This is a genomic window from Polaromonas sp. YR568 (assembly GCF_943369675.1).
Lineage (GTDB): Bacteria > Pseudomonadota > Gammaproteobacteria > Burkholderiales > Burkholderiaceae_C > Polaromonas.
In genome coordinates this window covers 20,541-45,762 of record NZ_CALROB020000025.1, presented here as the reverse complement: position 1 = coordinate 45,762, position 25,222 = coordinate 20,541, and the positions used below count along the sequence as shown (strand labels likewise).

The window sequence follows — 25,222 nt, the reverse complement described above, 5'->3', positions numbered from 1 at the left end:
TGCCAGGGTTTTGCACCTTGCTCAAGGCCAAGGCCTTTTGATTTGTAGCGCATTTGCGTTACGCCAATAGCATTAGCAAGCCCCAGGCGTCCGACAAGTGGTTTTGCGCCCATGCCGGCTCATACCTATCATGGGCTGGCCGTGACACCGGTTGAGAGTCCGGCCAGCGGCACATAGTCAAAAACCAACTTGTTTAGTGAGGGAAATTCTCATGCTGAAAAATCAATTAGCCGTCGGCGTGGCCGGCGTACTGTTCTCCATGCTCGCCCTGTCGCCTGCGGTTCACGCCGAAGGCAAGGCCGTCAAACCGGGCACCTTTTGCACCATCCAGAGCACAAAGGCGTGCCAGGATGCCGTGACGCCCGCACAAATCCTGTCGCGCTTCAAGGCCGGCAACACGCGCTTTGTCTCCGGCAAGCCGCGCCACCAGAACTACCTCAAGGAAATGAAGGCCACGGCGGACGGCCAGTTCCCGCTGGCCAGCGTGGTGTCCTGCATAGACTCGCGCGCGCCGGCCGAAATCGTGTTCGACCAGGGCATAGGCGACCTCTTCAACGCGCGCGTGGCGGGCAACATCGTCAATGAAGACATCCTGGGCAGCCTGGAATTCGCGCACAAGGTCGTGGGCGCCAAACTGCTGGTCGTGATGGGCCACACCAGCTGCGGCGCCATCAAGGGCGCCTGCGACGACGCACAGCTGGGCAACCTGACGGGCCTGATCGGCAAGATCAAGCCGGCCGTCAGCCTGGTCTCCGCCGACATCAAGGACCGCACGTCCAAGAACGACGCCTTTGTCGAGATGGTGGCCGAGAGCAACGTGCGCATGACGGTGGAGACGATCCGCGAGAAAAGCCCCATCCTGCGCGAGATGGAGCAAAAGGGCGAGATCATGATTGTGGGCGCCATGTACGACGTGAAGACGGGCAAGGTCAAGTTCTATGACACGCCAGGCGCCAGCAAAGCGCCGGGCACGAAGTCCTGAACACTGCGGCGCTCTTTTCACTTTTCACGCGCCGCATTAAATTTCTTCAACCCGGCGGGGGCCGCTTGCCCTAAAGTCTGGTTTCCCCCTTGGAACCGGAAAAAAGCATGAACGCCCCCGCCTCGCACGAACAGCAAAGCCAGCTTGAACGATCTGAGCGGCAGGCGCAGGTCGTGCGCGCCTTGCAGGCGGTGCTGCCGGCCCATGCGCTGCTGTGGAACAACGAAGACACCACGCCCTACGAATGCGACGGCCTGACCGCCTACCGCCAGCGGCCGCTGGTCGTGGCCTTGCCCGAGACCTACGGCCAGGTGCAGGCCGTGCTCAGGGCCTGCCATGCGCTGGACGTGCCGGTGGTGGCGCGCGGCGCGGGCACCGGGCTTTCCGGCGGCGCCATGCCGCACAAGCTGGGCGTCACGCTGTCGCTGGCCAAGTTCAACAAAATCCTCAGGCTTGACACCGCCAGCCGCACGGCCGTGGTGCAGGGCGGCGTGCGCAACCTCGCGATCTCCGAGGCGGCCGCGCCGCTGGGCCTCTACTACGCGCCCGATCCTTCCAGCCAGATCGCCTGCACCATAGGCGGCAACGTGGCCGAGAACTCCGGCGGCGTGCACTGCCTCAAGTACGGGCTGACGGTGCACAACGTGCTCAAGGTCAAGGGCTTCACGGTTGAAGGCGAAGAGGTCGAGTTCGGCGGCGAGGCGCTCGATGCACCGGGCTACGACTTGCTGAGCATCATCATCGGCAGCGAAGGCATGCTGGCCGTGACCACCGAAGTCACCGTCAAGCTGGTGCCCAAGCCGCAACTCGCGCGCTGCATCATGGCCAGCTTTGACGACCTGCGCAAAGCCGGCGACGCCGTGGCCGCCGTGATCGCGGCGGGCATCATACCCGCCGGTCTGGAGATGATGGACAAGCCCATGACGGCCGCCGTGGAAGATTTTGTGCATGCCGGCTACGACCTGAGCGCCGAAGCCATCTTGCTGTGCGAAAGCGACGGCACACCCGAAGAGGTTGAGGAAGAAATCGGCCGCATGAGCGAGGTGCTGCGCCGCTGCGGCGCGACCGCCATCGCCGTGAGCCGCGACGAGGCCGAGCGCCTGCGTTTCTGGAGCGGCCGCAAGAACGCCTTCCCGGCCTCGGGCCGCATCAGCCCCGACTACATGTGCATGGACTCCACCATCCCGCGCAAACGCCTGGCCGACATCCTGCTGGCGATTGCCGAGATGGAAAAAAAATACCGGCTGCGCTGCGCCAACGTGTTCCATGCGGGCGACGGCAACCTGCACCCGCTGATTCTGTTTGACGCCAACGACCCCGACCAGCTGCACCGCTGCGAACTCTTCGGCGCCGACATCCTGGAGACCAGCGTCGCCATGGGCGGCACCGTCACCGGCGAGCACGGCGTGGGCGTGGAAAAACTCAACTCCATGTGCGTGCAGTTTTCCGCCGAAGAAAACGAACAGATGTTCGGCGTCAAGCGCGCCTTTGACAGCAAGGGTTTGCTCAACCCGGGCAAGGTGATCCCGACACTGAACCGCTGCGCCGAGTACGGAAAAATGCTGGTGCGGGCCGGGCAGATCAAGCACCCCGACCTGCCGCGTTTTTAGGCAGGGCATCCAATGACGGCGCTGCGCGGACTGGCCTGGCTGCTGGTTTTCCAATCCATCGGGGAACTGCTGTCTCGCGGTTTTTCGCTGCCGTTTCCGGGGCCGGTGATCGGCATGGTTTTGCTGCTGATTGGCCTGCGTTCAGAGCTGGAGCGAATACCTGTGTCAGTGTGCGCAGACTTTCTTTTGTCGCACCTTTCGTTACTCTTTGTGCCCGTCGGCGTGGGGGTGATGACCCATTTGTCGCTCGTGAGCCAGTACGGCGCACGCATTTTGCTGGCCGTCGCGGTGTCCACTTTGGCGGGTTTGCTGGTCACCGTGCTGACCCTGCACCTGCTGCGCGACCGTGGCGATGCCACTGCCGGGGAGCCGCCCCATGCCTAAATTCGTCGAACTCTGGGTCTACCTGTCGGCCACGCCGCTGTTCGGTCTGACGGCCACGCTGGTGGTCTATGTGCTGGCGCAAGCGGCGTATGCGCGCCTCGGCCAGCCGCCCTGGGCCAACCCGGTGCTGTGGACGGTGGTGTGCCTGGCCGGTGCGCTGCTGGCCACCGGCGTGCCCTACCCCACCTATTTCGCGGGCGCGCAGTTCATCCATTTCCTGCTCGGCCCCGCCGTGGTGGCGCTGGCCTGGCCGCTGTGGCTGCGCCGCGAAGAACTGCGCCGGCGCTGGGGCCGGTTGCTGCTGGCGGCACTGGCGGGCGGCATTGCGGCCAGCGGTTCGGCCTTGCTGATGGGTTGGGCGCTGGGCCTGCCTTCGGAGGTGACCTTGTCGCTTGCGCCCAAGTCCGTCACCGCGCCGGTGGCCATGGGCATTGCGGAAAAGATAGGCGGCATCCCGGCGCTGGCGGCCGTGTTCGCGGTGATCACGGGCCTGGTCGGTGCGCTGGGCGGCAAATACCTGTTTGACGCCCTGCGCATTCCGCGCGACGGCGCAGGCTGGGCCGCGCGCGGCTTCGCGCTGGGCACGGTGTCGCACGGGCTGGGCGCGGCACGCGCATTGCAAGTGAACGCCGATGCGGGCGCCTATGCCGGGCTGGCCCTGGGCCTGCAGGTGGTGCTGGCGTCCGCGCTGATACCACTGGCGTTTCGCTTTTTCTAGCGAACACAAAAACGCCGCATCACTCTCCTGCCGCGAACGACCGGGAAGTGATGTGGCTTTTTTGATGGCGCGTTGAACCGCGCCTGCTTGTTGCTTTGAGTCTCCTACACCGCCTGCAATCCCGGCTTCACCACGCTCGCGGGTTTTGCGGTAGCCAGCGCACCGAAAAGGATTTCGCCCGAAAGCTGGCCGCCTTCTTCAATCACCAGCTTGCCGTAGCGGATGATGCCGGTGACTTTCCCGGTCGAGTAAATCACCAGCTTCTGGCGCACCGTGAGGTTGCCGTTGAACTCACCGCGGATTTCCGCGACGTCGATTTCCGCGGAACCCTTGAAGGCGCCCTGCTCGGAGATCTGGATCACGCGCGAATCCATGGTGGCCTCCACCAGGCCTTCAACCACCAGCGTGTCGCAGTCGGTGATCTCCACGCCCTTGAGCTTGATGTTGGGCCCCACCGTCAGCTTGCTGCCGCCTTCCTTCGTGGCGGTCGTGGTGGCGGTGGCCGGCGCGGCTTCATTCACGGGTTTGGCGGCATTGTTCTGCTGGCCGGACAGCGGCGACGAATGCAGCGTGCTGGCCGAGCCCGAGTTGCCGTAGCCGTTTCCGGGGCCGTTGCGCAGGCCTGCCGGTGTCTCGTTTTCTCGCTTGCCGAAGAACGGTGTTGCCATTGTGAGTTCCTTCAAAAAAGAAGGCATGGTACGTCCGTGAAAAATTAAAAGCTCGGGGCCCATGCAAGAGAGGTAACGAAATTAATTCTTACATTCAACGGCGATGTCGTCGCGCGTGTAGCATGTGGCCCACCATGACCGCCGACAGCGAACCTCACGGCTTCACGCTTTTTCCCACCGCCATCGGGCAGTGCGCGCTGGTGTGGAACGACCACGGCATCGCCGCCGTGCGCCTGCCCGAGCAGAGCGAAGGCCGCATGCTGTCGCGCCTGTACCGGCAGTTCCCTTCACTGGAAGCTGCCGCGCCGTCGCAGGCGATGCAGCAGGCTGTGCAGGGCATGGTGGCGCTGCTCGAAGGCGAAGCGCGCGACCTGCGCTTTTGCACGCTGGACCTGCGCCGCACGACGCCCTTTCACCGCCGCGTGTATGCGGCCGCGCAGGACATCCTGCCGGGCAAAACCAAGACCTATGGCGAGATCGCCGCGCTGCTGGGCGAGCCCGGCTCGGCGCGCGCCGTGGGGCAGGCGTTGGGGCACAACCCCTTTCCCATCATCGTGCCCTGCCACCGCGTGCTGGCTTCGGGCGCGCAGTCGGGCGGCTTCTCGGCGCCTGGCGGCGTCTCGACCAAGCTGCGCATGCTGCTGATCGAAGGCGCGGAAATCGGCGGCGCGCCAGGCCTGTTCGACCGCGAACCGCCGTCTTCCACGCATTGATTTTTTCACGCCAGCTCCACCCACACCATGCCCTCAGATTCCTCCACTGCAGCACCCTCCATACGCCTGTATTCGGCCCGCCTCAGCATGTTCGGCGCCAAGGTGCAGATCGCGGCCATTGAAAAAGGCATCGCCTTTGAGCTCGTCATGGTGCCCTTCACGCAGGCCGAGGGTTATTCGCCGAAAGACCCGGAGGTGGCGCGCATCAACCCCAAGAAGCAGGTGCCGGTGCTGGTGCATGGCGACCTGGAACTCTTCGACTCGACGCAAATTCTGGAATACATCGAAGACCTCAAGCCCGAGCCGGCGCTGTGGCCCGCAGGCATTGCCAATCGCGCGCGAGCCCGCCAGATGGAGCACCGCTCCGACGAGGTTTACTTTCCGCACGTCATCAAACTCATGGGCCTGCAGGACAGGCTGGACGACCCGCTGGCCGTCGCGGCGCTGCAGGGCGCGCGGGATTTTTACCGCTACCTCGAACCGCTGTTGGCCGGGCAGGACTACGTGATCGGGAGTTTCTCGAATGCCGACATCGCCCTCTACATGGCCATGATTTTCGGCGAGCGCATGGGCGCACCCCTCACTGCCGAGACACCGTGCCTGCTGGCCTGGCGCGACAGGATGAGCGCGCGTGCCTCGGTGCGCGAGGTGGTGATACCCATGGCGAAATACCTGCTGTCCGACGGCCGGCCCCTGCCTGCCTTCATGGCAAAAATGTTGCACGCCGGCTGAGCATCAGGCCTTGCGCCAACGTGGCTGCTGCAATGAGCCAAGCAAAAACCGTTACTTTGGCGCAAACTGGCGGGCCCGGCCACGCCATAACTCCAACACGCGTGGACCGGCAAAAAAAGGAGTTCCGCATGCCCCGCCACACCCCCATCGAGCGCTACCGCAACATCGGCATCAGCGCGCACATCGACGCCGGCAAGACCACCACGACCGAGCGCATCCTGTTTTACACCGGTGTGAACTACAAGATCGGCGAAGTCCATGAAGGCACGGCCACCATGGACTGGATGGAGCAGGAGCAGGAGCGCGGCATCACCATCACCTCGGCGGCGACCACGGCCTTCTGGAAAGGCATGGCCGGCAACTACCCTGAGCACCGCATCAACATCATCGACACGCCCGGCCACGTGGACTTCACCATCGAGGTCGAGCGCTCCATGCGCGTGCTCGACGGCGCCGTGATGGTCTACGACGCCGTGGGCGGTGTGCAGCCGCAGTCGGAAACCGTCTGGCGCCAGGCCAACAAGTACAAGGTGCCGCGCCTGGCCTTCGTCAACAAGATGGACCGTGTGGGCGCTGATTTTTTCCGCGTGCAGCGGCAGATCAGCGAGCGCCTCAAAGGCGTGGCCGTGCCGGTACAGATTCCGGTCGGCGCGGAAGACCATTTCCAGGGCGTGGTGGACCTCGTCAAGATGAAGGCCATCATCTGGGACGACACCAGCCAGGGCCTGCATTTCGAGTACGGCGACATCCCGGCGAACCTGCTGGAGACCGCCAACGAATGGCGCACCAAGATGATCGAGGCGGCCGCTGAAGCCAACGACGAGTTGCTGAACAAATACCTGGCCGGCGAGCCGCTGAGCGAAGACGAAATCAAACAAGGCCTGCGCCAGCGCACCATCGCCAACGAGATCGTGCCCATGCTGTGCGGCAGCGCCTTCAAGAACAAGGGCGTGCAGGCCATGCTGGACGCCGTGATCGACTACATGCCTTCGCCGGTGGATGTGCCCGCCATCCTGGGCCACACCGAAGACGAAGGCGAGGCCGAACGGCACCCGACAGACGACGAGCCCTTCTCGGCGCTGGCTTTCAAGATCATGACCGACCCCTACGTCGGGCAGCTGATTTTCTTCCGCGTGTATTCCGGCGTGATCAAGGCGGGCGACACGGTCTACAACCCGGTCAAGGGCAAGCGCGAGCGGTTGGGCCGCATCCTGCAGATGCACGCCAATGAACGCAACGAGGTCAAGGAAGTGCGCGCCGGCGACATCGCCGCGGCCGTCGGCCTGAAGGACGCCACCACCGGCGACACGCTGTGCGACCCGGCGCACGTCATCATCCTGGAGAAGATGGTGTTCCCCGAGCCGGTGATCTCGCAGGCGGTGGAACCCAAGACCCAGGCCGACCAGGAAAAAATGGGCATCGCGCTGCACCGCCTGGCGCAGGAAGACCCCTCATTCCGCGTGCACACCGATGAAGAGTCGGGCCAGACCATCATCTCGGGCATGGGCGAGTTGCACCTGGAAATCCTGGTGGACCGCATGAAGCGCGAGTTCAGCGTCGAAGCCAACGTCGGCAAGCCGCAGGTGGCCTACCGCGAAACCATACGCCAGGCTGTGAACGACGTCGAAGGCAAATTCATCAAGCAGTCGGGCGGGCGCGGGCAGTACGGCCACGCCGTGCTCAACCTGGAGCCGCAGCCTTCGGGCAAGGGTTATGAGTTCGTCGACGCCATCAAGGGCGGCGTGATCCCGCGCGAATACATTCCGGCCGTCAACAAGGGCATCCAGGAAACGCTGAAGGCCGGCGTGCTGGCCGGCTACCCGGTGGTGGACGTGAAGGCCACGCTGGTGTTCGGCTCCTACCATGACGTGGACTCCAACGAAAACGCCTTCCGCATGGCCGGCTCGCTGGCTTTCAAGGAAGCCATGCGCCGCGCCAAGCCGGTGCTGCTGGAGCCCGTGATGGCGGTCGAGGTGGAGACACCCGAGGACTTCATGGGCAACGTGATGGGCGACCTGTCGTCGCGCCGCGGCATGGTGCAGGGCATGGAAGACATCGCCGGCGGCGGCGGCAAGCTGGTGCGCGCCGAAGTGCCGCTGTCGGAAATGTTCGGCTACTCCACCACGCTGCGCTCGCTCACGCAGGGCCGCGCGACCTACACCATGGAGTTCAAGCGCTACGCCGAAACCACGCCCGACGTGGCCGCGGCCATCATGCGCGGCAAGGGCGGCTAGAGGCAGGCTGCGGCGCATGCGCCACAATGCCGGCATGAAGCACATCCCCCTGATCGAACTGACCCGCGGCGGCACGCTCGAGTGCCAGCACCTGGGCTCCGTGGCCGTCGTCAACACGCAGGGGCAGTTGCTGGCCCACGCGGGTGACCCGTACTGGCTGACGTTCTCGCGCTCCACGCTCAAGGCCTTGCAGGCCCTGCCCTTTGTGGAAGCCGGCGGGCCCGCGCAGTTCGGCTTCACGACCCGGCAAATCGCGATGATGTGCGCCAGCCACAACGGCGAAATCATGCACGTGGCCGAAACGCAAGGCATGCTCGACAAGGCCGGGCTGAACTACAAGGCGCTGCGCTGCGGCTGCCATGTGCCCAGCATCTTCACGCAACTCGAACAGGCGCCCCCGCCCGGCTTTGTGGTCGACGAACGCCACAACAACTGCAGCGGCAAGCACGCCGGCTTCCTGGCCTACTGCGTGCAGCACGGCCTGGGCCTGGACGACTACATCGCACCCGACCACCGCCTGCAGCAGGCGATACGCCGCGACGTCGCCCGCGCCGTGGGCATGGACCCCAATTACTTCAAGATGGGCATAGACGGCTGCTCGGCCCCCAATTACGCGCTGCCGCTGGCCAGCCTGGCACGCGGCTATGCGCGCCTGGCCAGCGGCGCGCGCGACACCGAGTTCGGCGCGAGTTTTGCGGCACTGGGTGAAGCCATGACCGCGCACCCCGAACTCGTATCCGGCACCGGCCGCAACGACCTGGCCTATATGCGCGCCGGCCGCGGCGACTGGGTCACCAAGATAGGCGCCGACGGTGTGCAGGTGGTGGGCAGCAAATCACGCGGCGAAGCGGTGGCACTGAAAATCATGGACGCGAACAAGGTGGCGTTGCATGCGGCGACGGTGGAGGTGCTGGACCAGTTGGGCTGGCTGGACGATGCGCAGCGAGCGGAGCTTGCGCCCTGGCGGGCACAGGAGATTGTCAATGCGCGAGGCCTCGTAGTGGGAGAGAGGCGCCCGGCTTTTCACCTGCAAGCCGGAAGCTGAACCTCCCGCAGCCTTGCCTGCGAGTTCTGTCTTCGGCTATTGGCTGTTTGGTATTCCTGTCCCCACCCCTTGTGGATGCGCCGAGGAGCGGAGGTCCAGACGGATCAGGGCTGGCGTTGTCTGAGCGAAGCGCAGCGTAGCGAGTTTAGCCAGACCCCGGCTGGACCGAGCACCGCAGGTTGCCCCGTAGCGAAGCGCAGGGGACGCAGCAACCAGGGTCGCCTTTTCTTTGGTGACTTTCTTTTGGCGAAGCAAAAGAAAGTTACTGGCCGCCGGGCCACTCCCGGCCAGCCGCCCTCAGCAAAGAGCACAAAGGGAGCGCGCAAGCCGGCGCAAGACCCGGCGACTACTGATCGACCTTCACCCGATAGGTCACAACCAACTGCGCCCCCGACGCCAGCGACCCGGTAAACGTCCACTTCAAAGCCCCCTGCGCGCCCAAAGCAGGCTGAGTGGTCACCGTGCACGCGGTGATGCCGGTGGGCAGCGTGCCCGGGCAGGCCGCGGAAACGAAACCGGTGAAGGCTGTCGTGGAGTCGCTCACGAACAGCGTGGACAGCGGCTGTGCGCCGTTGTTGGTCGCTGTCAATGTGTACTGCAGTGTGTCTCCGGGGCTGGCGTTCACGCTGGTGGCGGCGGGAAGGGCCTGGGTGATGTTGCTGACCAGTTTGGCCAGGTCCAGGTCGCCGGCCTGGCCCACGGTGGTGATGTCGGTGGCGACCAGCGTGCTGACGGGCAGCGCCGGGGCGGAGTTGGTGTAGGTGAAGGCGGCGCTCAGCGTGATGCTGTTCTGCGCGCCCTGATTGGCGCCGGCGGGCACGAACTGCTTGATGACCAGGCAGAGGGTTTGCCCGGCCGTGACGGTGATGGCGGGGGTGACCTGCAGCTCGCTGGCTTCCAGCGCCGCGTTGCAGTTGCCGTCCAGGTAGAGCACCTGGTTCCACACCGGGCTGGCCGGCGTGGCGGTGTTGGCCATCGAGAACGTGACCAGCCCGCCGGTGCCGGCCTTGTAGGTATGGGTGTGGAACACCACCGTGCCGGGCTGGGCCGTCTGCGCGCCGTTGGGGCCCAGGGTGTTGGGCGCCACCATGCCGAAGTTGATGCCGGTGCGGGCCAGGCCCGAGCCGGCGGTGTAGCTGACGCTGGGGCGGGTATAGGTGCCGCCGCTGGTGCCGGCCGAGCCGCCCGTGGCGGTGTAGCCGGCCGGCAGCACGGGCGTGATGACCACGGTGCCGGTGGTGGCCCCGGGCACCCACAAAACATAACTGCCGTCGCTGGCGCTGGGTTCGCTGTCCAGCGTGGTCGCGCCCTGCACGGCGTTGACGATGATGCCGGCCAGGCCCGGCTCGGTGCCGGCCCTGGCGCCGTTGTTGGCTGTGGTGGTGCCGGCGCCGTTGTCGGCGAACACGGTGCCGCTCAGCGTGCTGCCGTTGTAGAGGCCGAAGTTTTTCGGCGAAGGGGGCGCCGCGCCCACCGTCAGCTGGATCACGCCGGTCGGGTTCTCCGTGCCTATCCAGCCGGTGGGGTACGCCGGCGTCACGTCGGACAGGGTGCCGTTGCCGTCGAGCACCAGGCAGTAATTGCCTTCCGGCACGCTGGACAGGCTGTAGGCGCCGGTGGAAAGGTCGACCGATGCCGCCGCCACGGCCGGGCTGGTGCAGACGCCGCCGGACAAAGGCGCCAGCTTGACGAACAGGGGGACGGCGCCGCCTATGCCCGACTCGCTGGCTTCGCGGCTGCTGTTGTGGTTCACGTCGGCATACACGGTGCCCGCGATGCCCCGGCCGGCGGTGCTGGTGACGGGCGCCGCGCAGCCGGCGCTGGGCGTGTTGGCCGCGGTACAGCTGGTGGGCGTGGGCGGCGTGGTGCCGCCCGTCGGGTCCACCGAGGCGTAATTGGTGGTCGCCGCATTGCTGGTGGCGGTCACGGTGATGACCACGGCGGACGTGCCGCCGCCCGTGGCGATGCTGCCGCTGTAGTTGCAGGTCACGAGTGCGCCGCCGCCGCCGGCTGCCGAGCACGACCAGCCGGTGCCCACGCCGCTCACATAGGTCAGGTTGGCGGGCAGCTGGTCCAGGATGCGGGCGGTGGTGGCCGCGGCGTTGCCGCTGTTGGTCACGGTCAGCGTGTAAGCGCTGTTGGAAAAAACCTGCAGCGCCGGGCTGGGGTTAGATTTGACCAGCCCCAGCACAGGGCTGGTCGGTGTGCTGGTGACGGGGGCCGCGCACCCTGCGCTGGGCGTGTTGGCCGCGGTACAGCTGCCGGCCGTGGGCGGCGCGGTGCCGCCGCTAGGGTCGACCGACGCGAAATTGGTCACCGACGCCGAGCTGGTCGGCGTGGCGGTGAGGTTGATCACGGCGGTGCCGCCGGGGACGATCACGCCGCTGAAGTTGCAGGTGACCAGGGTGCTTCCCGTGGGCGTGCAGGTCCAGCCGGTGCCGGTGGCGCTGACGAAGGCCATGTTGGCGGGCAGTTGGTCCAGCACGCGGGCGGTGGTGGCCGCGGCGTTGCCGTTGTTGGTCACGGTCAGCGTGTAAACACTGTTGATCCCGACGCTGAGCGCAGGCGTCGGCGCCGACTTCACCAGGCCCAGCACCACGCTGCTGGTGACCGGCGCGGCACAGCCGTCCGTCGGGGTGTTGGCCGCCGTGCAGGTGGTGGGAACCGGCGGCGTCGTGCCGCCGTCGGGATCGACGGACGCGTAATTGGTGATCGCCGTGGTGGTGTTGGTGGGCGTCACCGTGATGGTGATGGCCGAGGAGCCGCCGCCGGCCGCGATGGTGCCGGCGAAGTTGCAGGTCACCAGCGTGCCGCCGCCGCTGGCCGCCGTGCTGCAGGTCCAGCCGGTGCCGGTGCCGCTCACATAGGTCAGGTTGGCCGGCAACTGGTCCAGCACGCGCGCCGTGGCGGTGGCCGCCGTTCCAGTGTTGGTGACGGTCAGGGTATAGGCGCTGTTGATGCCGGTCCGCAAAGCCGGGGTGGGCTGGGATTTCACCAGGCCCAGGATCACGATGGTGGGCGTGCTGGTCACCGGCGCCGCGCAACCGACGCTGGGCGCGTTGGCCGCGGTACAGGTGGTGGGCACCGGCGTGTTGGTGCCGCCCGTCCGGTCCACCGATGCATAGTTGGTCACGCTGGCCGTGCTGGTGGGCGTGACCGTGATGACGACGGCGGCCGTCCCGCCGCCGGTAGCGATGCTGCCGGTGTAGTTGCAGGTCACCAGCGTGCCGCCGCCGCTGGGCGCCGTCGAGCAAGTCCAGTTCGTGCCCGTGCCACTGACGTAGGTCAGGTTGGCCGGCAACTGGTCGGTGATGCGGGCCGTGGTGCTCACCGTCGTGCCCGTGTTGGTGAGCGTGAGGGTGTAGGCGCTGTTGCTGCCGACTTTCAAGGCCGGGCTGGGCGCTGACTTGACCAGGTTCAGGATCGCGTTGGTGGGGGTATTGGTCACCGGCGGGGCGCAACCCGCGTTGGGCGCATTCAATGCCGTGCAATTGCCGGCGGTAGGCGGGGCGGCGTTGCCCACGGCGCCTACCGACGCGCGGTTGGTCACCGCAGCAATCGTCGTCGGCCTCACCGTGATGTCGACCGAGGCACTTGTGGCGGCAACAGTGCTGCTGTAGTTACAGGTCACCAGAGTCCCCGCCAGCGAACAAGTCCAGCCAGTGCCAGCGCCGCTGACATAGGTCAGGTTGGCAGGCAAGCGGTCCGTCACGGTGGCGGTGAAAAATGGCGTCGTGGTGGTGGCCGTCACCGTCAGCGTGTACACGCTGTCCCTGGTCAGGGCCAGCGCCGGGCTGGGCTGGGATTTGCTGAGATTCCGTGTCGGATTGACGGGCGTGATGACGACGGAGCCGTTGCTGCCGTTATTTCCGCTGGCCGGCGCCGAGCCGGTGACGGAAGCGGCGCCGGCAGCGCCCGCCGCAGTCACGCCGAAAGTCGTCACCACAGCGGTGTCGCTGCATGAGCTGCCGCCTCTGGACTGCAGGGTGTTGTTGGTGCCGCTGCTGTCTACCAGCTCCGCGCCGCCCGCACCGCCGGGGCAGCCGCCGCCGCCGCCGCCGCCGCCCGAACCGTCGCCGACGCGCGTGTTGCCCGCGACGCCCGCAGAACCGGGCAGCGCGCCGATGGGCGTGGCCGGCGCGGCCAGTCCGGCACGGCCCAGCACATCCAGGGCGCCGCCCTGCCCGCCGCCGCCGCCGCCGGCGATCACCAGCCGGGCATTGGCAGCCGTGGCAACCACGCTGGCGGCACCGCCGCCGGCGCCGCCGCCGGACCAGCCATCGCAACCGGCCTGGCCGCCGGAGCCGCCCGCAAACCCTGCGGCACCGCCGGCAAGACCGCCCGCGCCGGCCGCGTTGGCGCAGGTGAAGGCGCCCTGCGAGGTGTTGCCTGCCCGGCCGCCTTGCCCCACATAAATATTCAGCACTGTTCCGGGCGCCGCATAGTAAGTGCCGGTGGCCCGTGCACCTGCGCCGCCGGCGCCGCCCCAGCCGTTGGAGTCGTTGCCGCCGCTGCCGCCGCCCGCGCCGTTGGCCTGGATGGTCACCCCGCCCGCGCCCGCGGGCACGGTGTAGGTTTGCACCGCGCCGGTGTAGTTAAAAGTCGTCTGCGCCGTCGCCCAGGGCGCGGCCAGCAGCAGCAAGGCGGCGCCCCAGGCGGCCCGCGCCAGCACGCGCGAAAACGCCGGCTTGCACGGCAGGCCTGGGCGGGAAACGGGGCGTTGAAACAGCATCATGATTGGGGCGCCGCGGTGCGGGAAATGGACGGCGTGGCCGCGGCGGACGGCTCGCCGAACACGTTCTCGTCAAACTTGAAGCGTACACGCAGATAGAGGCCGCGCTGGGTATAGGCCTCTCCGGTCATGTCCGCGGCCTTGAAGCCCTTGACGTTGTAGCCCACCGACACCCACATGTTTTTCCACGCGAGGTAGCCGACTTCCACGCCGACGGCGGTTTCGGCGGCGCCGTCGCCCCACATGCGGTAAGCCTGCAGGCTGACGTCCCAGCGCTGCGTGAGGTCCCAGGTGGAACGGCCGCCCAGGAGTTGCGTGAAGGAGCGGCTGTTGATGCCGTTGGACTTGTCGCTGCCCCACTTGGCGGCGTAGCGCGCGCTCATCACCCAGTTGCGGCTGGGCTGCACGTTGAGGTGGGTCGACAGGATCAGGCCGGACTCGTCGCGGTTCAGGCCCGGGCCCAGCGTGCTGTCCGAATCCTGCTTGTATTCGATGCGGCCCAGCGCGTTCCACACGTCGGTCTCGACGGGGCGGTAGGCCACGCCGGACTGCGCCGTGATGAGTTCGCGCGAGCCGCCGCCGGCGCCGAGGTTGGACTGCTCGCTGTAGAGGCCGCGGTTGAGCAGGGTCCAGCTGTCGTCCAGCTTGTTGGCCACCGCGCCGGTCAGCAGCCAGCTGCTGGAGGTCGTCGAGGTCTGCCACTGCACCTGGCCGGAAGCCTTCCAGTTGGCGGCGGCGGTGTAGTCGGCGCCCAGCGTCACGGCGCTGGAGTCGTCGACCACCACGCCGGAGATCGGCTTGATACGCTGCACGCTGGCCGTCAGGCCCACGCCGTTGTCCAGGCGCATGAGCTTGCGCAGGCCGACGGCGGCTTCGGCGCTGCGGCCGTTGATGCTGTCGCCCATGCGGTATTCGTTGAACAGCTGCGTGCTGTCGGTCAGCTCGGTGTTGATGCCGGCGACGGTGGTGTACTGCGAGGTCGAGGTGTTGAGCGTGTAGATGCTCTTGAGGCTGTTGATGAAGTCGTGGCGCGCGTAGGCGCGCGTCGTGGCGTTGATGGCGTAGTTGCCGCCCACGCCGACTTCACGGCCGCCGCTGCCGTCGATGGCGTACTCGGCCAGGCCGTAGACGTCGGCCTGCGGCACGTCGGGCACGGGCACCGTCACCTTGACGCGGGCGGTGGTGGTGCCGACTTCTTCGGCCGTGCCCGCGGCCACCATGGCGGCCGTCGGCGTGATCGGCACGGTGGAGCCCGGCAGCGCAGGGCCGGACAGGGCCGCGGCGGTGTTGGAGCTGCTGTAGCGCACGCCGACTTCCACCTTGATGTTGCCGGCCATGCTGTGCTCGAGCTTCAGTTCGGCGCCGGTCTGCGCCGCGCCGCTGACGCTGTTGGTGGTGCGCAGCGCTTCGCCGACGATGCGGTTCTTCTCGTCCACCGCGTAGCCGATCTTGGCGCCGTACTCGGACTGGCCCGCGGACTGCACGCTGTTGGGGTTGTAGAAACCGGTGCTGGTTTCCGCGGCCCAGGCGCGCGCCTGCAGCGCCTGGTCTTCATGGCGTATCTCGGCGCGGTGGCCCGAACCGTTGCCCTGCAGGTCCGTGGTGCTGCGAGCGATTTCAGCGGTGGCCACGGTTTTTTCACCGAAGCGGGCCGTCACGTTGAGGCCGTCCAGGCTCTGGCGGTTGGACGGGTCGGTGTCGCGCATGGCCGAAGCGCCCAGCGTGATCGCCGGGGTGACCTGCACGCGGGCTTCGCCGCCGGCGACCGAGTGCTTGACGCCGCCCGCGTCGACCGAATAGTTGACGCGCACGAAGATGGGGTTGAGGTCGGCGTCCACGCTGGCCACCGGCGACTTGAGCAGCAGGCGGCCGCTCAGGGGCTCGATCTCGTAGTCGGTGAACTGCGTGAGCGGCGTGTCGTTGACGATGACCGAGGACTGGCTGCGGCTGCGCGTGAGGATGTTGACCTGCTGGCTGTTGACCACGCCGTTGATGTTCAGCAGGAAGGGGCCGGAGGTGCCGTTGGCGCGGAATTCCTGCACCAGCTGCGTGGTCGAGGTGCGGCTGGCGAAGCCTTCGACGGTGACGGCGCCTTCCTGGTAGCGGCCCTTCACGCCGTTCAGGGCGCGGGAGTATTGCGTGAGCTGGCGCGCGGCGTTGTCGCTCTGCGTCGAATAGTCGCCCAGCAGCGCGTAGTTGGTGCCGTTTTGCAGCATCACGTAGAGCTTGCCGGTGGACTGCGCGTCGTAACCGCGCGCCGACGAGTCGCCGTACACCGGGTAGAACTGGTTGGGCTGGATGTCGCGGAACAGCGCGGTGTCGCCAGGCTTGTCGGAGTCGTAGGCCAGCGTCAGCAGCGAGGAGCCCAGGACCTTGCCCTTGAGGAACAGCGCGGTGCGCGCGGCGGCGTCGCCCTTGCCGCCGCGAAGGCTTTGCGAACTGCTCTGGATCTGGCGCTCGAACACGTCGCCGCTTTGCGCGGGCTGCAGGGCGGACGGGCTGAGGCTGCGCAGGTTGATGGTGCCTTCGACGATACCGGCGGCGATCATGGGCCGCAGGTTGGGCATGAATTCAATGGAAGCCACGGACTTGACGGTGCCGGCGCTGACGGTGAGCTCGGCCTTGCCGGGCTGCGCCGGCGGCAGCAGCAGGAAGCGGCCTTCGCCGCCTTCGACGAAGACCTGCGTGCCGGGCTGGCGCGCATCGAGGTCGGGCGTCTGCCACTGGCCCAGGTTGGCCTGCAGGCTGACCTGGGTGCGCGCGGCCACGGGCAGGCCTTGCGCGTCGCGCAGGAACACCGTGACGGGCAAGGCGGTCGTGCCGTCGGCGATCAGTTGCGCCGGCGCGCCGATTTCGATCTTGGCCAGCGCGCCGGGCACGCGCAGCGTGAGCTGCGCCGTGCCGCGGGCGTTGCCGAAGCTGTCGATGGCGCGCACGGCCAGCGTGTTGCGGCCGGGCTTCAGGTCCACGCCGATGTATTCCCAGGCCAGGACCTTGTTCTTTTCCAGGCTGCTCTTCTTGCCGACCTGCGTGGCCGGCACGGGCTGGCCGTTGACCGTGAGTTCAAAGCGCGCGCCCAGCGGGCCCTTGACGCGGACCCGGGTCTGCGCCACGGGCAGCAGCTGGTCGTCCACCAGGCCGACGAAGGCGGTCTCGCCGTTCAGTTCCGGCAGCAGGTCTTCCAGCGGCTGCAGGGCCTGTTCGGCCGGGGCCGCGTCGGCGGCGGGCGCCGCGGGCTGCGCGGGCATCACGCTGGCCGGCGTGTAAATCGGTTGGGGCAGGCGCGCGCTCGTTGCGGTCGGGCCGCCGGTGTCGCCGACTGCGCCCAGGTTCCCGGCAGCGCCCTGCAGCGGCGCCACGGCATTGCTGCCGGCATTGTTCTGCTGCGCGCCGGGCAAGCCCATGGCGCCGGCGGCGGGCAGCGTGCGGCTGTCGGCCGCGACGGCGCCGCGGTTGGCTTGCAGCAAGGTGCCGGCGGCCTGGGCGATTTCCGAGGGATTGCCCAGGGCCTTGCGGCGCGCGGCGATCTGCTCGTGCAGGCCGGGCGTGCATCCGGCGACGGCGAAATCGGCCTTGTGCAGTTCGCCGTTGATGGTGTCGACGAAGCGACTGCCGGCGTCGAAGGCGTTGCGGTTGTTCAGCACGGCCAGCGCGGCGCCCGCGGGCAGCGTGGTGTTGTCGACCTTGGCAACGTGGGTGCGCGGCTCCAGGCCGTAGAAGCTGTACTTGCCTTCTTCGTCCGTCACCGCATAGGTGCCGTCTTCCAGGTAGATGCGCACACCGGGAACGCCCGGCTCGCCCGCGTCCTGCACGCCGTCGCGGCTGCAGTCGGCGAACACCTTGCCGATCACGTAGGCCTTGTTGGAAAACACGCCGCCCACCACCTGAACGCGCACGCTGGCCGTGTTGGAGCTCACCCCGCCGGCGCCGGCCTGGGCCGTGTTGACGCCGTTGCCGCTCATGCTGCCGGCGCCCACACGCACGCGGTAGGTCAGCACGGGCTGGCCGTGGACGGCGATGTTGCCCACGTCGAAGCGCAGCGTGGGGCCGGCGCCGCCTGCGGGGTCGGCCAGCGTTGCGCCGTCAAGCCGGGAGGTGCCGCGCACATAGGCGAAGCCGGCCGGCAGGGTGTCCTTGACCACGGTGGCGAGCAGCGGCACCGTGCCGAAGTTGTTGAACTTGATCGTGTAATCGACAAAGTCGCCGATTTCGGCGGTCTTTTTGTTGGCTGTTTTCTGGATGAAGAGGCCACCCGCGACGGCGCCGGGATCCATGGGCACGTCGAAGTGCACCGCCACGCCGGCCACCACAAAATCGCCGCCGTAGGAGCCCGGCGTGTCTATCCACCGGCCGGCCGGCTGCAGCGCCGCAGGCGACACCGAGGGAAAAGAATAGCCCGCGGGCGGCGTGATCGACAGGCGGTAATTGCTGTTGAGCACCAGCGGGAATTCATAGAAACCGTCGGTGTCCGTCACGATGGTGCTGGGCGCCGGCGTCAGGCCGTCCAGTTCGAAGACCGTGGCCGGCCCGCCGGGGTTGCCGCCGTTGCCGGATCCGCTCACGTCGATCAGGCGCACCGTCGCGCCGGCGATGGGCTTGTTGGTCAGCGAGTTGTAGACCGTGCCGGACGGGTCGACCAGCAGCGTGGTGCTGGCCGACACCGAGATGCCGTCGCAGGCCGTGATGGTGGCCGTCACCGTGTCGTTGCGCAGCACTTCCAGGACGCCGTTGCCCGAGGCCACGATGTGCGTGGCGCCGTTCGCCGTGGGAACGCTGGGCTGGATGCGGAAGATGCCGGTGTTGGGGCCGGTTTCCACGGCCGTGAAGGTTTCCGAGTCGCGGGTGAGCTGGCTCACGAGGTTGACGTCAACCGTGCCTATCGCGACCGGGTCGGCATTGCAGATGGCCGCGTCGGTCTGCACGTACAGCACGTTGCCGGGAATGCTCTGGGTGGCCTTGTTCGTGTAGTTGTTGTTGGTGTAGAAGAAGATGCCGGCCGCATGCCCGGGCAGCGGCAGCACCACCGTGTTGCTGGTCGTGGTCAGCGGGGCGGCGGCGTCGGTCCAGTCCGCGTAAGCGGCGCCGCTCACGTTGCCGGCCGCATTGTCATTGACCCGGACGCTGAACTTGCCCTGGAACAAACCGCCCTGGGCCAGCGTGGGGATGGACCAGGCCACCGCGTCGACCGCGGCGCCGGCCGGCACCGTGGTGACGTAGCTGTTGGCCGCGCCGCCCAGCAGGTGGTACAGCGTCTGCGCGCCGGGGTTGGTGGCGGGCTGGGCCGAGGTGAAGGCGCTGTTCACCGGCACCGGCGCGCGCAGGACGAACAGCGCGGCCGGCGCGCCGTTGACGGTCACGTTGGCCGGGCTGGCCGCCATGTTGCCGTTGTTGGTGGCCCGCGCGGTGAAGCTGAGCGCCACGCCCTGCACGGCGGTGGCGGTCGAGGCCGAGTAGGTGACCTGCACGGCCGCGGCGTTGGTCAGGTTGAGGGTGTCGGTGTTGGTGGCCGTGGCGCTTTGCAGCTGGCTGACCGCGCGCAGGGTGAGCTGCGCCGTCTGCCCGGGCACCGCGCCGGCGGGGATCTGGCCGGTGATCAGCAGGCCTTTGGTGCCGCCCAGGGGCACCGGCACCACGCCGCCGGCGGGAACCACGGGCTCGCCGGCATCGACCAGCCCGTTGCCGTTGACGTCCAGCACCACCTGCACATTCAGGGGTGTGAAGACGCTGCCGGCGGCCACGCTGGCCGTGACCAGGTAGTTGGTGGCGACGTTGCCGGTGTTGGCCAGGTTGTGGTTGATGGTGAAAGATGCGCCGACGCCGATCAGCAGGTTCTGGCTGGTGCTCAGCGTAAGCGCCTCCAGCGGGCCCACCACGGTGTTCACGATGTTGGAGTTGATGCGCACCGACAGGCCCGTCGCCGTGTCCGTGAAGGTCGCGCTCGCCGCGCTGGTGATCACCGTCCCGGCGGGGGTCGGCGCTGCCTGTGCCGCTGCCCAGAAGAGCAGCAACATGCAGGAGATCAGCAGTTTGCGCGGCAGGCTAAAAAGCATGTGGGCGGGTGGGATTTGGTTCGCGGCAGGGCGTCGCTTTCCAAAGGGCACGCGGTCGTGCTCTTTGAAAAGCGGGGAAGCTTTCGCTTCCCGCGCTAGGGATCAGGGGTGGATTACGGGTTGATCCGCACGCCGAAAGTCAAGACAGCCGACTGACCGGGGGTCAGGGTGCCTATCGTCGCGGTGACGGTGCCGGCTGCGCCCGCTGCGGGTCCGGTCGCGGTGCCTACCGTGCTTGCCGCCGCGCTGCTCAGCGTGGTGTAGCTCGGCGTCGCATCGGACACGACGACCGTGGTGGCATTCGCCGATCCCACGTTGGTCACCGTGATCTGGTACAGCACGCACTGGTTGGGACGGGCGCTCAGGGTGGCCGCCGCGTAAACCGTGCCGCCGGTGGCGCCGGTGCAGGTCGTGTCCAGGGATTGCGCCTTGGACAGCGTCAGGTTGCCGGCGATCACGGTGGTGCTGTCAACAGCGGTGGCCACGGCGGGAATCGTCGTGACGTAGCTGCCGTTGCTGGTCGTGACCGTGATGGTCGTGGCATCCACCGCGCCTGGCGTCGCGCCGCTCGGTGCGATCACCTTGTTGAACACGGTGATCGACGCGCCCGGGGCCAGGCCCGCGGGCAGCACGGTCGCCGCGCTCAGGGCGCCGCTGATCTGCGGGTCGGTCGCGTCCAGCACGCCGTTGGCGTTCGCGTCGTAGTACAGCGCCGAAGTCCAGCCGGCCTGGTTGTTCGTGCCGGCCAGCGTCACGGTACTGACCGTGCCGTTGCCTTCCAGCACGTTGCCGGTGTTGGTCAGGGTGTGGCTGTAGACGTAGGAGCCGCCTGGATAGGTCTGGCCGGCGCCGTTTGGCGTCATGGTGATGGAGCGCACGGCGCTGACGATCACGGCGTCATGCAGCGTATCCGTTGCGTTCGACGTGGGCGACAGCGTGCGGAAGTACAGCTGCGTGGTGCCCGCGGCGAAACCGGCAGGCACACCAACCACCGCGCAGACGACGACGTTGCCGCCGGCGGCCACGGAGCCGGTGTTGGTGATGGTCGCACCGGTGGTCGAGCAGTTGCCCGCGCCGCCGTCGGCGCGGAAGCTCACCGTCCAGCCGGCAGGCAGCGTCACGCTGGCGAAGGTGTTCACCGTGCTGGCGCCCAGGTTGTAGCTGTCCGGCGAAGGGCCGGTGTTGTTGGCGACCACCGTGAAGGTCGTCGACGCGCCGGGGTTCAGCGTGTTGGTGACCTGTGCGGCGCCTTCACCGTTGGCGAACACGCCCGCGCCGGGAACGCCCACGGCGGTCGGCAGGTTGTTGGTCGCGTCAACCGCGGAGTTGGCCACGGCGGTCAGCTGGTCGTTGGTGCTGGCCGTCTTGGTCGGGTCGAACACCGAGGTGGCGGTCTTCACGATGATGAAGGGCGCGCCGGTGTTGGTCGCGTTCGGCGGCAGCGTGGCTTTCAGGATCACGTTGTAGGCGGCGGCGGCGGCCAGGGGGCCGGTGTCGACCGTGCCGTCGCTGTTGGTGTCGACCAGCGGCGTGACGCCGTCGCTCTTGAACAGCTGGAAGGTCGTGCCTGCCGGGAAGTTGCCCGGGCTCAGCGTGATGTTGAAGGTGTCCGAGCCGTTGCCGGTGTTGGTCACGGTGTTGGTGAAGCTCACCGTCGAGCCGGGCGCGGCCGGGCCGGGCACCGTGGTGCCGGTCAGCGTCACGTTGGCGGTCTGCAGCACCGTGAAAGGCACGGTGTTGGAGCTGCCCGTCACCGTGGTGGCGCCGTTGTTGTAAGACGTCGTCGCGGTGTTGTTCAGCGTGCTCGGTGCGGTGCCAGCGGCAACCGTCGCGCCGAAGGTGATGGTGCCCGACTGGCCGGCCAGCACCTGGTTCAGCGTCACCAGCAGGGTCTTGGTGCCCAGGGTGTAGCCGGAAGTCAGCGTGTTGGGCGCCGTGCCGCTGGGGCCGCCGCTGTCGCTGAGCGCCGTGGCGCCGGTGGCGCTCCAGCGCGCGGTGCCGGCGGTGTAGGTCAGGCCTGCCGGCAGAATGTCGGTGATGGCGACGGCGGTGGCCGTGCTGTTACCGGTGTTCGTGTAGGTCAGGGTGTAGGTGATGGCCGTGCCGGCCGCGCCGCTGGACACGCTGGCCGATTTGGTCAGCGTCACGACGGCATTGGTTGTGACCGTGGTCGTGTCGGTGTTGAACTGGGTCTTCGTGTTGTCGAACACGCTGGTGCCGGTCACCGTGATGGCGTTGGTCTGCCCCGCCGTAGCCGTGGTGGGCAGGGTGCCGACCACGATGTACTTGAAGATGCCGCCCGCCGCCAATGCGCCGGTCGTGGTGATGGCCGGGCCCGTGGGCGAACCGCTGCCGTTGTCGGCGAAGATCTGCACGCTCGCCATCACGAAGCCAGGACCCGTGTTGCCGGTGGTCAGGTTGAAGGTGTCCGTGCCGTTACCCGTGTTGGTCAGGGTATGCGGGTAGTACACCACGCTGCCGGGCGTCGCGTTCTGCGCGCCGTTGGCCGCCAGCGTCAGGCTGGCGATCTGCTGCACCGTGGTCTGCACCACGTTGGAGGTCACCGTGCGCGTCACGCCCGAGGCGTCCGAGTACGTGGCCGAGGCCTGGTTACTGATCGACGTGCCGGCGGGCGGCGGTGCGGCGTGAGCCGCCATACCGGCCATCGCCAGGGCGAAAGCAACGAACAAACCCACAATCCAGTGGGTGAAGAAGTGCGGAAGCCCTAAAGGCCTCGGACTCGGGGGGTTGGCATACATGGCGTTTTTCTCCTGGCTACAAGACAACGGTGAATCGACAAACAACTAACAAAAAAGGGGATGGCGGCGCGGTGGTGAAACCGGCGCCGTTACGGTTTTGCGGCCGATGCGACCACCGGTGCATCGATGCTCACGCGCAGGCTGACCGCCGTGGTGGCGCCCGCGGCAAGGGTGCCGATTTCCCAGCGCAGGGCGCGGTAGTCGGACAGGGGAACGTTTTCCTTGCGCATGCTGCCGTCGGCCTGCTTGACCATGCGGGTCAAAGGCATGGGCGCAAAGGTCGCGCCGTCCGTGGAAGCCTGGGCCTGGCCCGGCTCCGCGCTGGCGGCGATGAAGGTGGTGCCCGGGGGCACCGGCACGGTGGCCAGCAGCTTGGCGGCCGCGGCGGCGCCGGTGTTGCGGTAGGTGGCGCTGTACTGCAGCACATCGCCCGGCTTGCCGTCACCGGCCGCCTTGAGCACCGGCTTGCCGGCCACCATCTCGACACGCTGCGCCACGAGCTGGGAGCTCACCGGCGAAGCCTGGGCCAGAACCACCTGGCCCATGGCCAGGCCGGCGGCAAACAAACAAACTTTAAGAATCGCGTTCATGGGTTAATCCTTTTTGAGTACAAATCAGCGGCAGGGGCGCGAGTGAGGGAGATGCGCAATGGGCGCAACCTGTATGCGCCTACAGGTTTTAGGTGGTAACTTTATGTTACTAACCGTGAATACATGGCTCGATTACTTCACGAATCATTAGGAAATAAAGAAAAACCTGGGATTTTTGTGAGAAAAATGGCACATTTGCACCAAATCCGGGCCTGCTATGCGCTAGGTAGGCCTGTTTCACAGCGTGAATTTACAGAACGTCACAAGTATAAGTTACGGATTTTTGTGAAAAATCACCAAAAGCCAAACCTGGCACGGATTTGGTTGGTTTGGGTTTTCCGGAGGTGCGCCTGTTGAAGGCTGCTGGCCGGGAGTGGCCCGGCGGCCAGTAACTTTCTTTTGCTTCGCCAAAAGAAAGTGAGTCGCATGCCGGGCGACCCCGGCCAGCAAGCCCATGCAGAGGGCGGGCGCGCAAGCCGGCGCAAGACCCGGCTACTTCACCGCATCACGCAAACGCCCAAAAACCTTCCAGAACGCGGCCTCCTGCGTGGTCGCAAAATTGATCCGCATCAGCGTGCTGGGCGCCCGCACCGCATGGAACAGCGCCCCCGGCGCGATCAGGTAGCCCTCGTCCAGCATGCGCTGCGCCAGCGCGTCGGTGTCGACGCCGGTGTCCACCCAGCCGAACAGGCCCGCCGGTTCGGCCGCGAAGGTGCAGCCGTGGGCGATCGCCAGCTTCACGCTGCGGGCGCGGGCGGCATCGAGCCGGGTGCGTATGCGTTCGGCATGGCGGCGCAGCTGGCCCTGGTCTATGCACCAGGCCAGCGCTTTTTCGAGCAGGGCCGGGGTGGTCAGCGTGGCCAGCAGCTTGGTGTCCAGCAGGCGTTCGACCAGATCGGGCGGCGCGGCCATGAAGCCGACGCGCCAGCCGGGCGCGAGGATTTTGGCAAAGCCGCTGACATAAATCGTGCGCTGCAGGCCGTCAAGCGCGCTCAGCCGGGTCGCGTGTTCGGGCGCCAGGTGGCTGTAGGTGTCGTCTTCAACAATGTGGAAGTTGTGCTGCATCGCCAGCTGCAGCACGCGGTGGGCGCTGCCCGGCGTGAGGCAATAGCCCGTCGGGTTGTGGAACACGCTGACGCTGACAAACAGCTTGGGCTGGTGGATCTCGCAGTACTGCGCCATCACCTCCAGGTCGGGCCCGTCGGCGCGGCGCGGCACCGGCAGGATGCGCATGCCCAGCGCGTCGAGCCGGGCGAACTCGACCGCCCAGCCGGGTTCCTCCACCATCACGCAGTCGCCGGCGCGCAGCAGCGTGCGGCTCACGATGTCCAGCGCGTGCGTGGCGCCCACGGTGGTGATGATCTGCTCGGGCACGGCGTGCACGTTGAGCGCGCTCAACTTTTGCGACAACGCGCGGCGCAAGCCGCTGTCGCCCATGGGTTCGCCGTATTGCAGTGAAAACTCGCGCAGCGCGGCGACGCTGGTGACCTTGCGCACTGCCACGGGCAGGAAGTTGGTGTCCAGCCAGTCCGACGGGAACACGCCCATGCCGGGCTGCGGCTTGTTGCTGACCTTGTGGAACATGCCGCGTATCAGCGCGGTCGCATCGACGGGCGCCTGACGCGCGTGCAGCCAACCGGCGGTGCTCCAGGCATTCAGCGGCGCCCGGCCGGGAGCGGAATCCGTTTGCGCGGGCTTGTCCGCCGCCTTTGTTTTGGGAACGGGTGCCAGCGCCGCATTGAGCGATGCATCGCGCACAAAAAACCCGCGGTTCTTGCGCGCCACCACCAGGCCCTGCGCCAGCAGCTGGTCGTAGGCGGCCACCACGGTGGAGACGCTCACGCCCTGCTGCTCGGCGCACAGCCGCACCGAGGGCAGGCGCGCGCCGGGCGCCAGCAGGCGGCTGCGGATGCGCTCGGCAAAGCGCGCCGAGAGCTGTTCGGTCAGCGATTGGGAAGCGGTTTTCATCAACATGGCGGCCTCGGTCGCCCCTCGTACAGGGCGT

14 protein-coding genes are annotated in these 25,222 nt (G+C 67.3%); 8 read left to right on the top strand and 6 right to left on the bottom strand.

The window, feature by feature from the left end:
* The first annotated feature begins 211 nt into the window (after positions 1–211).
* The 4 genes from ACLV8F_RS14865 (at position 212) to ACLV8F_RS14850 (ending at position 3,694) form a co-directional block, all read left to right on the top strand.
* The gene (locus tag ACLV8F_RS14865) at positions 212–982 is read left to right on the top strand and encodes a carbonic anhydrase family protein (protein WP_411884974.1); all 771 of its coding nucleotides are present in this window, start codon (positions 212–214) and stop codon (positions 980–982) included.
* Positions 983–1,089: 107 nt separating this feature from the next.
* A complete protein-coding gene (locus ACLV8F_RS14860; RefSeq protein ID WP_411884973.1) occupies positions 1,090–2,592 on the top strand; it encodes an FAD-linked oxidase C-terminal domain-containing protein in 1,503 nt (500 codons plus the stop codon).
* Positions 2,593–2,604: 12 nt separating this feature from the next.
* The gene (locus tag ACLV8F_RS14855) at positions 2,605–2,976 is read left to right on the top strand and encodes a CidA/LrgA family protein (protein WP_411884972.1); all 372 of its coding nucleotides are present in this window, start codon (positions 2,605–2,607) and stop codon (positions 2,974–2,976) included.
* Positions 2,969–3,694 (top strand): LrgB family protein, encoded by a 726-nt coding sequence (locus ACLV8F_RS14850; RefSeq protein WP_411884971.1) that lies wholly within the window; start codon positions 2,969–2,971, stop codon positions 3,692–3,694. The genes ACLV8F_RS14855 and ACLV8F_RS14850 overlap by 8 nt, the downstream gene beginning before the upstream one ends.
* Positions 3,695–3,798: 104 nt before the next feature.
* Here ACLV8F_RS14850 and ACLV8F_RS14845 read toward each other — a convergent pair whose 3' ends face one another.
* Positions 3,799–4,362, bottom strand: coding sequence for a bactofilin family protein (locus ACLV8F_RS14845; RefSeq protein ID WP_411884970.1), 564 nt, complete (start codon positions 4,360–4,362; stop codon positions 3,799–3,801).
* Positions 4,363–4,496: 134 nt separating this feature from the next.
* Between ACLV8F_RS14845 and ACLV8F_RS14840 the strand changes: the two genes are divergently transcribed.
* The 4 genes from ACLV8F_RS14840 to ACLV8F_RS14825 all read left to right on the top strand — a co-directional run bounded on the left by ACLV8F_RS14840 (position 4,497) and on the right by ACLV8F_RS14825 (position 9,086).
* Positions 4,497–5,075, top strand: a complete 579-nt coding sequence (locus ACLV8F_RS14840; protein WP_411884969.1) for a methylated-DNA--[protein]-cysteine S-methyltransferase — start codon at positions 4,497–4,499, stop codon at positions 5,073–5,075.
* Positions 5,076–5,102: 27 nt separating this feature from the next.
* Positions 5,103–5,807, top strand: a complete 705-nt coding sequence (locus tag ACLV8F_RS14835; RefSeq protein ID WP_411884968.1) for a glutathione S-transferase family protein — start codon at positions 5,103–5,105, stop codon at positions 5,805–5,807.
* Positions 5,808–5,935: 128 nt separating this feature from the next.
* Positions 5,936–8,041 (top strand): elongation factor G, encoded by a 2,106-nt coding sequence (fusA, locus tag ACLV8F_RS14830; RefSeq protein WP_411884967.1) that lies wholly within the window; start codon positions 5,936–5,938, stop codon positions 8,039–8,041.
* A gap of 34 nt (positions 8,042–8,075) precedes the next feature.
* On the top strand, positions 8,076–9,086 hold the full coding sequence (locus tag ACLV8F_RS14825) for an asparaginase (protein WP_411884966.1): 1,011 nt from the start codon (positions 8,076–8,078) through the stop codon (positions 9,084–9,086).
* A gap of 346 nt (positions 9,087–9,432) precedes the next feature.
* On the opposite strand, the gene ACLV8F_RS14820 is transcribed toward ACLV8F_RS14825, so the two are convergent.
* The 5 genes from ACLV8F_RS14820 to ACLV8F_RS14800 form a co-directional block, all read right to left on the bottom strand.
* Positions 9,433–13,818, bottom strand: a complete 4,386-nt coding sequence (locus tag ACLV8F_RS14820; protein WP_411884965.1) for a hypothetical protein — start codon at positions 13,816–13,818, stop codon at positions 9,433–9,435.
* Positions 13,818–19,868: an SdrD B-like domain-containing protein gene (locus ACLV8F_RS14815; RefSeq protein ID WP_411884964.1), complete on the bottom strand. Its 6,051-nt coding sequence runs from the start codon at positions 19,866–19,868 to the stop codon at positions 13,818–13,820. Before ACLV8F_RS14815 ends, ACLV8F_RS14820 begins: the two co-directional genes overlap by 1 nt.
* Positions 19,869–19,981: 113 nt before the next feature.
* A complete protein-coding gene (locus tag ACLV8F_RS14810; protein WP_411884963.1) occupies positions 19,982–22,558 on the bottom strand; it encodes a beta strand repeat-containing protein in 2,577 nt (858 codons plus the stop codon).
* 158 nt (positions 22,559–22,716) lie between these two features.
* The gene (locus tag ACLV8F_RS14805) at positions 22,717–23,217 is read right to left on the bottom strand and encodes a hypothetical protein (protein ID WP_411884962.1); all 501 of its coding nucleotides are present in this window, start codon (positions 23,215–23,217) and stop codon (positions 22,717–22,719) included.
* A 492-nt stretch (positions 23,218–23,709) separates the two neighbouring features.
* Entirely contained in the window at positions 23,710–25,191 is a 1,482-nt protein-coding gene (locus ACLV8F_RS14800) for a PLP-dependent aminotransferase family protein (RefSeq protein WP_411884961.1), read from the bottom strand.
* Positions 25,192–25,222 lie beyond the last annotated feature (31 nt).

Bases quoted from the DNA above. Each gene is read 5' to 3' on its own strand.
- ACLV8F_RS14865 (WP_411884974.1), top strand. From the start codon at position 212: ATGCTGAAAAATCAATTAGCCGTCGGCGTGGCCGGCGTACTGTTCTCC.
- ACLV8F_RS14860 (WP_411884973.1), top strand. From the start codon at position 1,090: ATGAACGCCCCCGCCTCGCACGAACAGCAAAGCCAGCTTGAACGATCT.
- ACLV8F_RS14855 (WP_411884972.1), top strand. From the start codon at position 2,605: ATGACGGCGCTGCGCGGACTGGCCTGGCTGCTGGTTTTCCAATCCATC.
- ACLV8F_RS14850 (WP_411884971.1), top strand. From the start codon at position 2,969: ATGCCTAAATTCGTCGAACTCTGGGTCTACCTGTCGGCCACGCCGCTG.
- ACLV8F_RS14845 (WP_411884970.1), bottom strand. From the start codon at position 4,362: ATGGCAACACCGTTCTTCGGCAAGCGAGAAAACGAGACACCGGCAGGC.
- ACLV8F_RS14840 (WP_411884969.1), top strand. From the start codon at position 4,497: ATGACCGCCGACAGCGAACCTCACGGCTTCACGCTTTTTCCCACCGCC.
- ACLV8F_RS14835 (WP_411884968.1), top strand. From the start codon at position 5,103: ATGCCCTCAGATTCCTCCACTGCAGCACCCTCCATACGCCTGTATTCG.
- fusA (WP_411884967.1), top strand. From the start codon at position 5,936: ATGCCCCGCCACACCCCCATCGAGCGCTACCGCAACATCGGCATCAGC.
- ACLV8F_RS14825 (WP_411884966.1), top strand. From the start codon at position 8,076: ATGAAGCACATCCCCCTGATCGAACTGACCCGCGGCGGCACGCTCGAG.
- ACLV8F_RS14820 (WP_411884965.1), bottom strand. From the start codon at position 13,818: ATGCTGTTTCAACGCCCCGTTTCCCGCCCAGGCCTGCCGTGCAAGCCG.
- ACLV8F_RS14815 (WP_411884964.1), bottom strand. From the start codon at position 19,868: ATGCTTTTTAGCCTGCCGCGCAAACTGCTGATCTCCTGCATGTTGCTG.
- ACLV8F_RS14805 (WP_411884962.1), bottom strand. From the start codon at position 23,217: ATGAACGCGATTCTTAAAGTTTGTTTGTTTGCCGCCGGCCTGGCCATG.
- ACLV8F_RS14800 (WP_411884961.1), bottom strand. From the start codon at position 25,191: ATGTTGATGAAAACCGCTTCCCAATCGCTGACCGAACAGCTCTCGGCG.